Source organism: Flavobacterium sp. MDT1-60 (assembly GCF_014844035.1).
Lineage (GTDB): Bacteria > Bacteroidota > Bacteroidia > Flavobacteriales > Flavobacteriaceae > Flavobacterium.
In genome coordinates this window covers 1,090,054-1,106,005 of sequence record NZ_CP062159.1, presented here as the reverse complement: position 1 = coordinate 1,106,005, position 15,952 = coordinate 1,090,054, and the positions used below count along the sequence as shown (strand labels likewise).

Sequence of the window (15,952 nt, the reverse complement as noted above, 5' to 3'; positions counted from 1 at the left end):
TGCATGATAAATATTAGATCTGAATACAAAACGATATTCTTTTTTACAGTGTATTTCATAATCACTTTCATTTATGCTGAAATTGACCCAGGCGGTCCGTGTGCTCCTGGAATGGGTGCTGTTTTATTTCTTCTCGCAATTCCAATAAGTATAATTTATACCATTGCCCTTTTTTACAAATTATATAAATCTGAAGAAAAACAATATTTATATTCTATTTTCACGCTTGCAGGACTTTGGGTTTTACTTTTTATTCTCTTAAAATTAAATGAAGCTAAATAAAAACAAACCCCGACAGATTTCAAAATCTGTCGGGGTTTACCGTAAAATTTTCTAATTGACTAATTATCAAATTAGTTTCTCCTGTTCCCTGAATAAATCGAAATATAGTACAGTAACGTCGCAATAGAACCAATTGCCGCTACTACATAAGTTCTTGCGGCCCATTTTAAGGCATCTTTTGCTCCCGCCTGCTCTTCTTGTGTCAGCATGTGCTTATTTTCCAACCAGGCCAATGCTCTGTTGCTTGCATCATATTCTACAGGCAAAGTAATGATTGTAAATAATGTTGTTGCAGCAAAAATGATTATTCCGATTAATAACAATTGCGGGAAAGCCCTCATCATTAAGATTCCTGCTAACAAAATCCATTGTACATAATTAGATGCTACACTAACAATCGGTACTAACTTAGAACGCATTGTTAGCCATTCATATCCTATCGAATGTTGAACTGCGTGGCCACACTCGTGCGCTGCAACTGCAGCAGCAGCAGCGTTGCGATGATTGTAAACCGCCTCACTTAAATTAACTGTTTTATCTGACGGATTGTAGTGATCTGTTAACTGACCCGGAGTCGAGATTACACGAACATCTCTAATTCCGTTATCTGCTAGCATTTTTTCAGCAATTTCGGCACCACTCATTCCGTTTCTTAATTGCAGTTTAGAATATAACTCAAACTTGCTCTTTAACTTTGAACTCACGAGCCAACTGAACAACATAATTGCTCCGGCAATAATTAAATATCCACTTCCCATGTTTTTATATTTTTTAAATTGTTTTTAGAATATGCTTTTTTAATATTCTACAATTTACGAACCATTTTTCTAAAATGCCAAAATGACATCCTAATTTTAAATTAAATTCCAAATATGAAAATTCCAAATTCCAATTGAGGATGTTTTTTTTTAGCCACAAATTTACTTCGTCTGTCGCTATCGCTTGAGCCGTGACAAAAAATAGACGCAAAAAAAATCCCAAACCCCAATCGTAAAATTGGAATTTGGAATTTGGAATTTGGAATTTGGAATTTTTAATATTTGAAATTTATTTGTTTATCCAACCAAATTGATGATCTTCCCAGGAACAATAATCACTTTATTTGGTGTTTTACCATCTAATTGTTTTAATGTTCTTTCGTCTTTCATAATGATTTCTTCGATTTGCGCTGCGGTTAAATCCAAAGGCAATTCGATAGTGAAACGCATTTTTCCGTTGAAAGAAACTGGATATTCTTTACTGCTTTCTACTAAATGTTTCGCATCAAAAACAGGGAAATCAACTGTTGCAATTGAAGTTGTATGACCCAATTGTGCCCATAATTCTTCAGCAATATGTGGTGCATATGGCGAAACCAAAATTGCTAATGGCTCTAAAATCGCTCTTGAATGACAATTTTGAGATGACAATTCGTTCACACAAATCATAAACTGAGAAACTGAAGTGTTGAAAGAGAAATTCTCGATATCTTCCGCTACTTTTTTGATGGTTTTATGTAATGATTTTAAGTTGTCTTTAGTTGCTTCGTCATTGTTTACGATTAAACCATTATTCTCATCGATATACAAACGCCAAAGTTTTTTCAAGAAACCAAATACTCCGGAAATTCCAGCCGTATTCCAAGGTTTTGCCTGTTCTAACGGACCTAAAAACATTTCGTACAAACGCAATGTATCAGCACCATATTCAGCACAAATATCATCCGGAGTTACAACATTATATTTTGATTTCGACATTTTTTCGACTTCACGGCCTACAATGTATTTTCCGTTATCATCTGTAATAAATTCCGCATCAGCATAATCTTCTCTCCAGGCTTTGAATTTTTCGACATCTAATTCATCAGAAGAATTAACCATTGAAACATCAGCATGAATTGGCTGTACTTTATGATCTCCAATTTTATTTTTAGAAACAAAACTATTTGTTCCTTCAATTCTATAAACAAAAGCACTAGTTCCCAAAATCATTCCCTGATTAATCAGTTTTTTGAATGGTTCTTCAGTCGGTGCAAAACCTTTGTCTTTTAAGAATTTATTCCAGAAACGAGAATACAATAAATGTCCGGTTGCATGCTCGCTTCCTCCAATGTATAAATCCACACTTTCCCAATATTTTAATGCTTCCGCGGAAGCAAATTTGTCCTCATTATGTGCATCCATATAACGCATCCAATACCATGAACTTCCCGCCCAACCAGGCATAGTGTTCAATTCTAAAGGAAAAATCGTCACATTGTCTACTAAATCTGTATTGACAACTTTATTGTTTTTTGAATCCCAAGCCCAAACAGCTGCATTTCCTAACGGAGGCAAACCATCTTCGGTTGGTAAATACTTCTCAACTTCAGGCAAAATGATTGGCAAATGCTGTGCATCAATCATTTTTGGCAATCCGTTTACATAATAAACAGGAAAAGGCTCTCCCCAATAACGCTGGCGAGAGAAAACAGCATCACGCAAACGGTAATTTGTTTTTCCGCTTCCTTGTCCTATTTTTTCTAAAGCTGTAATTACAGCCTGAGTTGCTTCTTTGTAATTTAATCCGTTTAAGAAATCAGAATTGGCGATTACAACATTGTCTTTTGAACCGTATGCCGCTTCAGAAATATCAACATTTGCAAAAATATTTTTGATTTCCGCCATTCCGTTTTGACCATTAAAGAAATTCGCAAAAGCGTAATCTCTCTCGTCTCCACAAGGAACCGCCATTACAGCACCCGTTCCGTAACCTGCCAAAACGTAATCTCCAATCCAAACCGGAATTGCTTCTTTCGTAAAAGGATGTTCTGCATAAGCTCCTGTAAATACTCCAGAAATGGTTTTCACATCAGCCATACGCTCACGCTCTGAACGTTTTGCCGTTTTTTCGATATACGCTTCAACAGTTGCTTTTTGTTCCAGAGTTGTAATTTTACCAACCAAATCATGTTCGGGAGCCAAAGTCATAAATGTAACTCCAAAAATAGTATCAGGACGAGTTGTGAAGACATCGATTACTTCATCATGATTTTTCACGTTGAAAGAAACCATCGCACCAACTGATTTCCCAATCCAGTTTCTTTGTGATTCTTTTATAGATTCACTCCAGTCTATATTATTTAAACCTTGCAACAAACGCTCTGCATAAGCAGAAATTCGCATGCTCCATTGGGTCATTTTTTTACGGATTACAGGATATCCTCCACGTTCAGAAACTCCATTTACGATTTCGTCATTTGCTAAAACAGTTCCTAAACCAGGACACCAGTTTACTTCTGTTTCTGCTAAATACGTCATTCTGTATTGCAAAAGGATTTTTTCTTTTTGATCTTCAGAATACGAATTCCATTCTGCTGCAGTAAAAATCGCAACGTTATCATCGCAAACTGCTTCAACCAATTTATTTCCTTCTTCTTCAAAAACTTTTACAAGTTCAGCAATATCATAAGCTTTTCCTTGTTTTCTGCAATACCATGAATTGAATAATTGGATAAAAATCCATTGTGTATGTTTGTAATAATCAGGATTTGAAGTACGCACTTCGCGGCTCCAGTCAAATGAAAACCCGATTTTATCTAATTGTTTTCTGTATCCGGCAATTTGTTTTCCTTCTTTATCAACTCCACCGTCAATATTTACGCGCGTTGTATCTTCCGGACGCTGTCCAGTCTGAATCGCATATTGTTCCGCAGGCAATCCAAAACTGTCATATCCCATTGGGTGCAAAACATTGAAACCCTGATGTCTTTTGAAACGAGAATAAACATCTGAAGCAATATACCCCAGCGGATGCCCAACGTGTAATCCTGCTCCTGATGGATAAGGAAACATGTCTAAGACATAATGCTTTGGTTTTTCAGAATTATTACTTGCAGCAAAAGTTTGGTTTTCAGCCCAATATTTTTGCCATTTTTCTTCGATTTCGTTTGGATTGTATTTCATTCTTCTTTAAGGTTCAAAGGTTCAGAGTGACAAAGGTTCAAAGGTTTTGTCACCTAATTTAGAGCGCAAATTTACATTTATTGTGCTTTGTACCAAAGCTATTTCGCTGACAAACAAATAAAATAACAAAATACGTATTTGTAATTAAGTAAAAATACGTATTTTTGAATTATAATACTTAGAAAAATAATCTTTAGCTAAACCTTTTGAAACAATATAATCATCTGATGATTTTTATTAAAGTTCAAAAGGAACGAACCATATTGTAGGGCTGGACTTCAGTCCATTTTAAACGAAGGCCAGCGAAAGAGTTATTAATCAAAAAAGAATTATTTTTGAATAGCATTAAAAAAAGTAAAATGGCTGACAGCAAAAAATACAAAGTTGAAGTTCGGGTTTGGATTGAAGAAACTGAAGGCGCCTTTTTAGGAATTGGAAAAATCTGGCTGCTTGAAAATATTCGAAAAACGGGTTCTATTACCAATGCAGCAAAAGAAATGAAAATGGCATATCGTCAGGCCTGGCAATTAGTAGAAGAAATGAACCAGCGTGCCGAAAGTCCTTTGGTGGAAAAATTGCTTGGGGGAAAAGGCGGGGGCGGTGCAAAACTGACTGAAGCGGGAGAAAAAGCAATTGCTGTTTTTTATGAAATCGAAAAACGCATTAAAGATTTTGCTTTAAAAGAAACCCAAAATCTAAAATTTTAAATCACATTAATTTCATTTTAAAAAAACAAAATAACCAAAACCATTTTTTCTGACCATCAGTATTCATTTTAAAACATACTGACAACCAAACCAAGATTATGAAATTAAAAATATATCTATTTCTATTTTTTATAAGCCTGAAAAGTTTTTCTCAAACAGAAAAATCAAAAACCGCTCAGGATAGCATCAAAAAAGAAGATTTACACGAAGTTGTCATTACCGCTTCCCGTCGTTCTGAAAATATCATGAGTTCTCCTATAAGTATCGAGCAATTGAAATCGGCGGAAGCCAAAAAAATGGGATCGCCAAGCATTTATGAAGCACTCGAAAATGTAAAAGGAGTTCAGATTATTACACCGAGTTTGGGCTTTAAAGTCATCAATACGAGAGGTTTTGCCAATTCAACGAACGTTAGATTTGCCCAATTGGTTGACGGAATCGATAATCAGGCACCACATTTGGGGGCGCCAATTGCAAATGCTTTAGGAGCAAACGACCTTGATATTGATAAAATCGAAATTATTCCGGGAACGGCAGCAGCTTTGTATGGCATGAATGCAATTAATGGTCTCGCGAATATTCAGACTAAAAATCCATTTGAATATCAAGGCATCAGCATTCAGCAATTAACTGGTATAAATCATGTTGGCAATATTGATCGGTTTTCACCGAAAGTATATTCGCAATTTAATTTGAGATTTGCCAAAACATTTAATGAAAAAATTGCCTTCAAAATAAATGCTTCGTCGACAGGCGGAACAGATTGGGTTGCTGACGATCGAACAGATTTGGCTCCAAACGCCAATGCTTCAACCAATTTATTTGGCACTGATAATCCGGCTTACGATGAAGTAAACGGTTACGGAAATGAATCAGCAAATAGAAAAACATTAAATTTAAACGGTAAAAATTATGTAGTTGCCAGAACGGGATATCGTGAAACTGATATTTCAGATTATGAAATCAAAAATTATAAAGCAGATCTTGGATTTTATTTTCGTCCTAAAAAAGGAAATGAACTTTCGGCAACTTACAAAACCGCTTTAATTAATACGATTTATCAACGTTCAAACCGATTTCGATTAAACAATTATACTTTAAATCAATTTACTGTTGATTACCATACACCTATTTTTCAGGTAAAAGCGTATGCCACAACCGAAAATACAGGAGACTCTTATAATATGCGTTCATTGGCCGAAAACATGGATCGCGCTTTTAAATCGGACGATAAATGGTTTGCCGATTATTCAACAGCTTATAAAAATGCGATTACCGGAGGCGCAACAGTTGCTGATGCACACAGAATGTCCAGAACTTCATCTGATCAGGGAAGATTTATCCCGAGAACGGAAATTTATGAAAACAAAAAAAACGAATTAATCGACATCAACAATTGGGATATTGGTGCAGCACTTCGCGTAAAATCAACTTTGGTTCATGGCGAAGGTTTGATTAATTGGGATAAAGCTTTTGCTTCTTTCTTCGAAAAAATAGACGCTAAATTATTAAGTGGTTTCGATTATAGAAATTACATAATTGTTCCTGACGGAAATTATTTTATTAATCCGGTAAGCAGTTCTGAAAACCTGACGTATCAAAAAATGGGCGGATTTACACAATTGACTAAAAATTTATTTCAGGAGAAATTAATTTTAGGCGCGACTTTAAGAGTTGACAAAGCCGATTATTTTGATGCTAAATTTACGCCTCAATTTACGGTAGTTTATTCTCCAAAAGAAACCATCAGTTTTAGAACATCATATCAAACCGGGTATCGTTTCCCTGGTATTTTTGAAGGATTTTCGAATGTAAATTCAGGAGGCGTAAAACGTGTTGGCGGTTTAAGAATTATGTCCGACGGAATCTTTGAGAATTCATACACCAAAACTTCAATAGATAAATTTCAGGCGCAGGTCAACAGCGATGTAAACACAAATGGCTTAACACAGGCGCAGGCCCTTGAAAAGAATAAAAATACGATTCAGAAAAATCCATATACTTATTTAGAGCCTGAATTTGTAAAATCTTTTGAGTTTGGTTTTAGAGGGATGGCTTTAAACAAAAATCTCTTTATTGATGTCGATTTTTATTACAACTCCTATAAAAATTTCATCGCTCAGGTTGAAGCCAGTATTCCGAATACAACCGATCCTAATTTAATTCCGACTGCTTTATATTCTAAAAACACGCAGAATCGTTATCGTTTATGGACAAATTCGAAAAGTAAAATTTACAATTATGGAGGTAGTTTAGGTTTAAGATATCGTTTCAATCAGACTTTTACAGGTTTGACAAACGTCACGTATACTAAACTTGACAGAACAGATGACAAAGATGGATTGGAAGATGGTTTCAATACACCCGAATTTAATGTGAACGGAACTTTACTTGCCAATAATATCTGGCAAAATCTTGGCGCAAGTGTAACCGCGCGCTATCAAAACAATTTCGATTATGTTTCTTTTTTAGTAAGCGGAACGGTTCCGGCATATTGGACCATGGATGCACAGGTAAATTACAATTTCAAAAAGGGAATTTCGGCAAAATTGGGAGGAACTAATGTTTTAAATAAAACCTATACTTCAATGCTAGGTGGCCCGTCAATTGGGGGATTGTATTATTTATCATTGGTTTGGGAAACGAAATGATTTAACCGCAAAGTTCGCAAAGCTAAATCGACATAAAGCTTTATGAACTTTACGGTTATTATTTTTAGAAAATAGTATTAAAAACATAGTCCGCGGTTTCAACCGTGGGACACGTACAAACAAACCACGCAAAAAAATAAATTTTGCGACTTTGCCGAGATTAAATCGATAAAGCTTTGCGTACCTTGTGTAAAACTTAGCGTACTTTGCGGTTAAATCAACTTTTTATTCAATATCTAATCGTATATTTATGGAACAAAAGTTAAAACTTTGATCGTTATTAACTTTAAATAAAGAAATTCTTTATTATTTTTACCACATAATTTAAGCATACTATGAGTTCCAACTTTGATAAATTTCAAAAGCGCAGGTTAATTTCCTCTTATTTTTCGGTTGTATTAAGTGTTTTTCTGGTATTATTCCTTTTAGGAGTACTGGGATTATTCATTATCAATTCTAAAAAACTGGCTAATGATTTTAAAGAAAAAATCGCCATGACGGTTTTCTTTAAAAACGAAGCCAATGATAGTGTTATCAAAGCATTCAACGCTGAATTAAAAAGAGCACCTTTCGCAAAATCTTATGCTTACGTTTCTAAAGAAAAAGCTGCTAAAGAACATACTGATATTATTGGAGAAGATTTCTTAACCTTTTTGGGCGAAAATCCATTATTGAATTCCTACGACATCCACTTAAAAGCGGATTATGTTGAAAGAGACAGCATTTCTAAAATTGAAAGCAGTTTACGTCAAAATACGATGATTGAAGATATTGTTTACGACAAACAGTTGGTAAATCTGGTAAACGACAATATCAAAAAAGTAAGTATGTGGATTTTGATTATCAGTGCTTTCCTTGCGATAATAGCCGTTTTACTAATCAACAGTTCATTACGTTTATCCATTCACTCTAACCGTTTTATCATCAAAACCATGCAAATGGTAGGCGCAACCAAATCGTTTATTCGTAAACCATTTGTAATGCGTAGTGTAAAATTAGGAATGTTAGGAGCCGGATTGGCGATTGTAGCTTTGATTGCACTATTGCTTTATGTAGAAACTAATTTCCCTGGTTTAGGAATTTTAGAAGACAAAGTCTTAATCGGATTGGTATTATTAGCCGTTTTCGGATTAGGAGTTTTGATTACCTGGGTAAGCACGCATTTTGCAACACAACGTTTCCTAAACTTAAGAACTGACGATCTTTATTAATTTTAGATTTCAGACTTAAGATTTTAGATTTTGATAATGAAATCGCTTAATGCGACAAAAAAATAACAATGAAAAATATTAGCAATAACGAAGAACAACAACCTCAAAAACAAGAATTCCTTTTTGATGGTATTAATTACAAAATATTATTGATTGGGATTGGTGTAATCGCACTTGGATTTATCTTAATGTCTGGTGGAGGAAGTGACAACCCCAATGTTTTCAATGAAGATGTTTTTAGCTTTAGACGTATTCGTTTAGCTCCAACAACTGTGTTAATCGGTTTTGGAATCACGATTTATTCGATCTTCAAAAAATCCAAATAAATAGATTTTGTAGATTTTAATTGTGATCCGGAGCGAAGTCGAAGAACAACAATTTGAAATCTAAAATCTAAAATCTAACATTCTCCATGAATACATTACAAGCTATCGTTCTTGCCATTATTGAAGGAATCACAGAATTTTTACCTGTTTCTTCAACTGGACACATGATTATTGCCTCTTCTTTTTTCGGAATTGCACACGAAGACTTTACTAAACTTTTTACGATTGTCATTCAGCTAGGCGCTATACTTTCAGTTGTAGTTTTATATTTCAAACGTTTCTTTCAAACACTTGATTTTTACTTTAAACTTTTGGTCGCTTTTGTTCCGGCCGTAGTTTTAGGATTATTATTGAGTGATTTTATAGATGGATTATTAGAAAACCCAGTCACTGTTGCTATTTCACTTTTAATCGGAGGTTTGATTTTATTGAAAGTAGACGAATGGTTCAACAACCCGAATACTGCAGAAGCTTCTCAGGAAATCACGTATTTACAAGCTTTCAAAATTGGATTATTTCAGTGTATCGCTATGATTCCCGGAGTTTCAAGAAGTGGAGCAAGTATCGTGGGTGGAATGTCTCAAAAGTTATCAAGAACTACTGCGGCTGAATTTTCATTCTTTTTAGCTGTTCCAACAATGTTGGGGGCCACTGTAAAAAAATGTTACGATTATTATAAAGCTGGATTTGAATTGTCTCACGATCAAATTAACTTACTAGTTATAGGAAATGTGGTAGCTTTTATTGTTGCACTTTTAGCAATCAAAACCTTTATTGGATTTTTGACGAAAAACGGTTTTAAAGTTTTTGGTTATTACCGAATTATTGCAGGAATCATTTTATTAATTATCCACTTTTTCATTCACCCGCTTACTATAATATAATGACAACTGAAGAATATTTAGACGGACAAGTTTTACTGATAGACAAACCTTTAAAATGGAGTTCGTTTCAAGCTGTTAATAAATTAAAATACCTTTTAATCAATAAAGTCGGACTTCCAAAAAAATTCAAAATTGGACACGCAGGAACTTTAGATCCTTTAGCATCTGGACTATTATTGATTTGCACCGGAAAATTTACCAAAAGAATTTCTGAACTTCAGGGTCAGGCCAAAGAATATACTGGAACTTTTTACATTGGAGCCACTACTCCATCGTACGATTTAGAAACCGAAATCGATCAGACTTTTCCAACTTCTCATATTGATGAAGCGCTGATTCATGAAACCGTAAAACAGTTTTTAGGCGAAATCGATCAAAAGCCACCTATTTTTTCGGCTATCAAAAAAGATGGCGTTCGCTTATATGAGCACGCACGCGCTGGAGAAACGGTAGAAATTGCCAGCAGAAAAACAACAATTCATGAATTTGAAATTACCAGAATAGCATTACCTGAAATTGATTTCAGAGTCATTTGCAGTAAAGGAACATACATTCGTTCATTAGCTTTTGATTTTGGAAAAGCAATGAATTCAGGTTCACATTTAACCGCTTTACGCCGAACTAAAATTGGAGATTACGATGTAAAAGATGCAATTGACATCACTTTGTTTGAGGAAAGTCTTAAAGTGGAATAAACAAAATAGCACACTACAAATGAGACAATAGTAATGTGCCAACTTCTAAAATAATTTTGTTTAGTGAACTTGTTTTTTTTGGGGTTAATAATGTGTCATATTTTTCCCTCCAAACAATAATCCAGAAATAAAATCGTAAAATCTGTCGAATAACTTTCTCATGATAGTGTATTTTTAATTGTTAAATATTAAATAAACACCAATAAAAAGAGTAAATCAAAAAATAATAATAGAAGTGGGATTATGGCAACAAGGTACAAAATATTGTAATCAGAAAAAAATGTTTTAACGGATTTTTTATTACTAAAATTCTTGTTTCCAGTAAATTACCCTAAAAACAAGAACTTTTACCGATTTATTCATATAATTCAAAATCGATCATACTTTATATTCTCCATAATGGCAACCAATTCTTCCTGAACCGAAATTCCTTTATCAGCCAGATACCATAATTGCAAATCAGTTTTTATTTTTTCATCAATTACGCCAAAGTCTCTTTTATAATTTATCATTAATTCGGTAGCACCTTTTGGTCTTGGTCCCCAATCTGCACGAACAATTCCGGCTTCTTTACAAATCACAATAACTTTTGGGATTGCTCGTCCGCCATTTGTTAGATAATGACTCATTAATTCATCATTTTGATCTCGCAGTACAATTTTAAGATCAATTTTTTTATCCGATCCCAAGGCCATCTTATTTAATATTGGAAGTATCTGCGCCGCATCGCCGCACCATCCTTCTGAAATCACTAACCAGATAAAATGATTGTCTAAGTTTTGCAGTTTCTCAATTGTTTCTTCCGAAATTTTAATTGTTTTTTCCAATCGATTCATTCGGGCCTCGTTTAAACTCGTATAATGCGTAAGACTTTCTGATTGGTCGTCTCCAGTTGATTTTCCTTCAGATAATAAATCGGTTACTAATTTTCGATATTCGGTATACGAATAACTGTTGAATAATGCTTTAGCTACAATACTTTTCATATTTGTTTCGTTTTGGTTTTATAAATTTAAGCAAATTAAAAAGACGCCCGAATGACTTTTATCAGATTTGACAGAAATTAAGCTTAAAAGTCTCTAAAAATTTAAATATATAAAGAGCAATTAATTTTTTGTAAACATTATTTTTAAAAATCAGAATATGTCTATATTTGCACAAATTAACGCAACACAAACATGAAATATAAAAGAATTCTTCTAAAACTTAGCGGCGAAGCCTTAATGGGTGATTTACAATACGGAATTGACCCAAAAAGACTAGCCGAATATGCTGAAGAAATTAAGCAGATTCACAGTAAAGGAGTAGAAATTGCTATTGTTATTGGAGGAGGAAATATTTTTAGAGGCGTTGCTGGAGCAAGTGCCGGTATGGACAGAGTACAAGGCGATTATATGGGAATGCTTGCAACCGTAATTAACGGAATGGCTTTACAAGGAGCGCTTGAAGACAAAGGAATGAAAACGCGTTTGCAAACTGCTTTGAAAATGGAATCTATTGCAGAACCATATATTAAAAGAAGAGCTGACCGTCACCTTGAAAAAGGAAGAATTGTAATTTTTGGAGCCGGAACCGGAAATCCATATTTCACAACTGATACTGCTGCTGTTTTAAGAGGAATCGAAATCAATGCTGATGTTATCCTGAAAGGAACTCGTGTTGATGGTGTTTACGACTGCGATCCTGAGAAAAACGCTTCTGCAGTAAAATTTGATTTCATTTCGTTTGATGATGTTCTTAAAAAAGGATTAAACGTTATGGATACTACGGCTTTCACATTAAGCCAGGAAAATAAATTACCAATCGTTGTTTTTGATATGAACAAAATTGGCAATTTATTGAAAATCTGTGAAGGTGAAAACATCGGAACCGTTGTAAATATATAGTGCTCAGTGACAATTTACAGTCACATCGACTGAATAAACTGAAAACTGAGATTGCAAACTGAAAACTTAAAAAAATGAGTGAAGAAATAGATTTTATATTAGAAAGTACTGAAGAATCAATGAATGGCTCAATTGCGCATTTAGAGAAAGAATTTCTAAACATTCGCGCAGGAAAAGCCTCTCCGGCTATGTTAGGAAGTGTTTTTGTAGATTATTACGGATCTGCAACACCTCTTTCGCAAGTGTCGAAAATTAGTGTTCCGGATGCAAGAACAATTACTTTGCAACCGTTTGAAAAAAACATGCTTCATGTTATTGAAAAAGCGATTATGATCGCTAACATCGGTTTTAATCCGATGAATAACGGAGACATGATTATTATTAGTGTTCCGCCTTTGACAGAAGATCGTCGTAGAGATTTGGCTAAACAAGCAAAATCTGAGGCTGAAGACGCAAAAATTGGAGTTCGTAACGTACGTAAAGACGCAAACACTGACATCAAAAAATTAGAAAAAGAAGGAACTTCTGAAGATGTTTGCAAATCTGCAGAAGAAGAAGTTCAAAACCTCACAAATACTTACATCAAAAAAATCGATGAATTATTGGCTGCGAAAGAAGCTGAAATCATGAAGGTGTAATCTCATCTAACACAAAATAAAAATCCGTTTGGTAAATTGTACCAGACGGATTTTTTTATTCTTATTTTTGCATACCAAAATCACATTCTTTTCGTTTTTGAAACTATAACACTCTGTATGAAGCTATTTTGTTTTTTGACTTTGTTTTTTACGCTTACTATTCAGGCGCAATTTCAAATAAACGGAATTGTAACCGATTCAAACAGAAAACCCCTTCCGTTTGCCACAATAACTACTTCAGATAACAACAATACTATTACCGATGTTGATGGAAAATTTGATCTTAAAATTAGTTCAAAAATCAACAGTATTTCAGTTTCTTATATTGGGTTCCAAACTAGAATTATTGCTTTAGCAGATAATAAAAAGTTTTATTTGATTTCACTTTCTCAAAAAACAGATGACTTAAAAGAAGTTGTTGTTTCTAGTGAAAATCCGGCTTTAACTATTATAAAGAAAGTTATTGCGAATAAGAATCTGAACAATCCGCAGAAGAAGCTCAGCAGTTTTGAATACAAAACCTACAACAAACTTATCGTTACGGCCAATCCTGATTCAATTGATGGCAGAATTGATTCTTCTGCTGCTTATAAAGATTTCAATAAAAAACAAATCAATATTGATTCCTCTGATTATAAATTTAAAGAAATCATCAGCAAACAACATTTATTTCAAACCGAAAAAGTTTCACAATATCAGTTTGGAAATAATAAACTCAAAGAAACTATTCTCGGGACCAAAATGGCGGGTTTCAAACAGCCCGTTTACGAAATCATTGCATTTAATCTACAATCTATTTCGATTTACGATTCGAAATATGAATTGTTCGAAACTAAGCATCAAAGTCCGATTGCTGATAATGCATTTACAGATTACAACTATAAATTACTTGATACAGTTCCGATAAAAGGAAGAAACACCTACATGATTTACTTTAAAAACAAGAAAAAAAGGAAATCAAACGGACTTGAAGGCGTTTTGTACGTCGATCAGGAAAATTTTGCTATTGCGAAAGCGGTGATGCGAATAAAAGGTGTTTTAGATATTAGCGGAATTCACGAATTTGAATATGTTCCGAATGAAAAAATCTGGTTTCAAAGCAATACCACTTTCAAAATTGTAAAAGGAAAGAATGACGATGATATCAAAATTTTAGGCGGAACAATTCAGTTTGACGGAGATGTAGAAGACAATTTTGAACAAAGAAAAAAATCAGCTTCAGATTTTACGTATTTACTTTCAGAAAGTAATAATTTTGATATTCACTACAACACAAATCCAATAATAAAAAATCCATCGCTTTACATTGAAATTAAGGACGATGCCAGCAAAAAACCTGAAGAATTCTGGAACACGTACAGAAAGGAAAGTTTAGACTTAAAAAGCCAAAAAACGTATCAATTATTAGATAGTATTTCGATAAGTAAAAGAATCGAAAAACGTTTAGGTCTTGGACGAAAGATCATAAACGGTTATTTGCCTATTGGTCCGATTGATCTTGACTTAAAAAAAATTATCAGTTACAATAATTACGAAGGATTTCGTTTAGGCATTGGCGGTATAACAAACGATCGTTTTTCTAAAAATTTCAGAATCGAAGGTTACACCGCATATGGAACAAAAGATGGTAATTTCAAATACAGCTTAGGTTCCGGAGTTTTATTGGATAAATCTACCAACACCTGGTTAAATGGATCTTATACCGATGACGTTCGGGAAATCGCAAGTACGGTTTTCGCCGTTGACAAACGCGTTTTTAAAATTTACGATCCACGCCCTATCAACATTAGTACGTTTTATAAATATATTAGCTGGAAAGCGAATGTGCAAACAAAAATTATCCCGAAAACGGAAGCTGTTTTTGAATTATCACGAACCTATGTTGAGCCAAAATTTGACTATATGTTTAATTTAAACGGGCAATTATACTCAAGTTATATCATGACAACAGCGATGGCTTCAATAGTTTGGGCACCGTTTAGCGATTTCATGCAAACACCAACCGGAAGAACAGAATCAGACAAAAGGTTTCCGAGATTTACTTTTCAGTATACACAATCGCTTCCAAATGTTCTAGAAAACGATTTTACTTTTAGCAAAATAGATTTCAAAACAGAGTATGAAAAAAAATACTTAAACGGACAAAAAACAAGTTTGCTCTTACAGGGAGGTGTTGCGTTGGGAGACGTTCCTATTACGCATTTGTACAACACGATGCCAAATAACCTGACTAAAGAAACTGTACTGCAACGTATTACTTTTGCCGGAAGAAACAGTTTTGAAACCATGTATTTTAATGAGTTTTTCTCAAGTCAATATGTGTTTTTTCAAATTAAACATGGTTTTGACAGAATTAAAATCCTGAAAAAAGTTCGTCCTTCATTGGTATTAGTAACAAGAATGGCCTGGGGAAATATGGAAAAACCTGAACAACATGTTGGACCAGCTTATAAAACTTTGGACAAAGGTTTTTTTGAATCAGGAATTGAATTAAACCGAATTTTCAAAGGTTTTGGTTTAGGTGGATTCTATCGTTATGGACCAAATCAATTATTAAAATTTGAAGATAATATTGCGGTTAAGATTTCTTATGTACTTGATTTGGGATTGTAAATTAAATTCCAATCTTTTTAAATCCCAAATTCCAAACCTGGTTTGTCATTTCGGCCCCAAGCCTCGTGAGAGAAATTCCCCTTAGAAACTCGGCAAAGATTGGCGATTTTGATTGCGAAGAATGGATTAAAATCCA

General features: G+C 34.1%; 13 protein-coding genes. 10 read left to right on the top strand and 3 right to left on the bottom strand.

Going from position 1 to position 15,952, the window contains the following annotated elements:
• Positions 1–3: 3 nt before the first annotated feature.
• The gene (locus IHE43_RS04600; RefSeq protein WP_192186897.1) at positions 4–282 is read left to right on the top strand and encodes a hypothetical protein; all 279 of its coding nucleotides are present in this window, start codon (positions 4–6) and stop codon (positions 280–282) included.
• A gap of 71 nt (positions 283–353) precedes the next feature.
• Here IHE43_RS04600 and IHE43_RS04595 read toward each other — a convergent pair whose 3' ends face one another.
• Entirely contained in the window at positions 354–1,040 is a 687-nt protein-coding gene (locus IHE43_RS04595) for a zinc metallopeptidase (RefSeq protein ID WP_192186896.1), read from the bottom strand.
• A 297-nt stretch (positions 1,041–1,337) separates the two neighbouring features.
• Complete coding sequence (leuS, locus tag IHE43_RS04590; RefSeq protein WP_192186895.1) at positions 1,338–4,205, bottom strand: leucine--tRNA ligase; 2,868 nt, start codon at positions 4,203–4,205, stop codon at positions 1,338–1,340.
• A gap of 359 nt (positions 4,206–4,564) precedes the next feature.
• On the opposite strand from leuS, the gene IHE43_RS04585 reads away from it, so the two are divergent.
• The 6 genes from IHE43_RS04585 to truB all read left to right on the top strand — a co-directional run bounded on the left by IHE43_RS04585 (position 4,565) and on the right by truB (position 10,679).
• Positions 4,565–4,912 (top strand): winged helix-turn-helix domain-containing protein, encoded by a 348-nt coding sequence (locus IHE43_RS04585; RefSeq protein WP_192186894.1) that lies wholly within the window; start codon positions 4,565–4,567, stop codon positions 4,910–4,912.
• 98 nt (positions 4,913–5,010) lie between these two features.
• On the top strand, positions 5,011–7,563 hold the full coding sequence (locus IHE43_RS04580) for a TonB-dependent receptor (RefSeq protein ID WP_192186893.1): 2,553 nt from the start codon (positions 5,011–5,013) through the stop codon (positions 7,561–7,563).
• Positions 7,564–7,898: 335 nt separating this feature from the next.
• Positions 7,899–8,774 (top strand): ABC transporter permease, encoded by an 876-nt coding sequence (locus IHE43_RS04575; RefSeq protein WP_192186892.1) that lies wholly within the window; start codon positions 7,899–7,901, stop codon positions 8,772–8,774.
• Between the two features lie 68 nt (positions 8,775–8,842).
• Positions 8,843–9,100 (top strand): DUF3098 domain-containing protein, encoded by a 258-nt coding sequence (locus IHE43_RS04570; RefSeq protein WP_192186891.1) that lies wholly within the window; start codon positions 8,843–8,845, stop codon positions 9,098–9,100.
• 86 nt (positions 9,101–9,186) lie between these two features.
• On the top strand, positions 9,187–9,984 hold the full coding sequence (locus IHE43_RS04565; RefSeq protein ID WP_192186890.1) for an undecaprenyl-diphosphate phosphatase: 798 nt from the start codon (positions 9,187–9,189) through the stop codon (positions 9,982–9,984).
• Positions 9,984–10,679 carry a tRNA pseudouridine(55) synthase TruB gene (truB, locus tag IHE43_RS04560; RefSeq protein WP_192186889.1) on the top strand — a complete coding sequence of 232 codons (696 nt, stop codon included), beginning with the start codon at positions 9,984–9,986 and terminating at the stop codon, positions 10,677–10,679. The genes IHE43_RS04565 and truB overlap by 1 nt, the downstream gene beginning before the upstream one ends.
• A gap of 368 nt (positions 10,680–11,047) precedes the next feature.
• On the opposite strand, the gene IHE43_RS04555 is transcribed toward truB, so the two are convergent.
• Positions 11,048–11,665, bottom strand: a complete 618-nt coding sequence (locus tag IHE43_RS04555) for a thioredoxin family protein (RefSeq protein WP_192186888.1) — start codon at positions 11,663–11,665, stop codon at positions 11,048–11,050.
• Positions 11,666–11,857: 192 nt separating this feature from the next.
• Here IHE43_RS04555 and pyrH point away from each other — a divergent pair, with 192 nt between their 5' ends.
• From pyrH to IHE43_RS04540, 3 genes are all read left to right on the top strand, one after another.
• Entirely contained in the window at positions 11,858–12,565 is a 708-nt protein-coding gene (gene pyrH, locus IHE43_RS04550) for a UMP kinase (RefSeq protein ID WP_026983543.1), read from the top strand.
• Between the two features lie 74 nt (positions 12,566–12,639).
• Positions 12,640–13,203: a ribosome recycling factor gene (frr, locus tag IHE43_RS04545; protein ID WP_192186887.1), complete on the top strand. Its 564-nt coding sequence runs from the start codon at positions 12,640–12,642 to the stop codon at positions 13,201–13,203.
• A gap of 117 nt (positions 13,204–13,320) precedes the next feature.
• The gene (locus IHE43_RS04540; protein ID WP_192186886.1) at positions 13,321–15,816 is read left to right on the top strand and encodes a DUF5686 family protein; all 2,496 of its coding nucleotides are present in this window, start codon (positions 13,321–13,323) and stop codon (positions 15,814–15,816) included.
• Positions 15,817–15,952 lie beyond the last annotated feature (136 nt).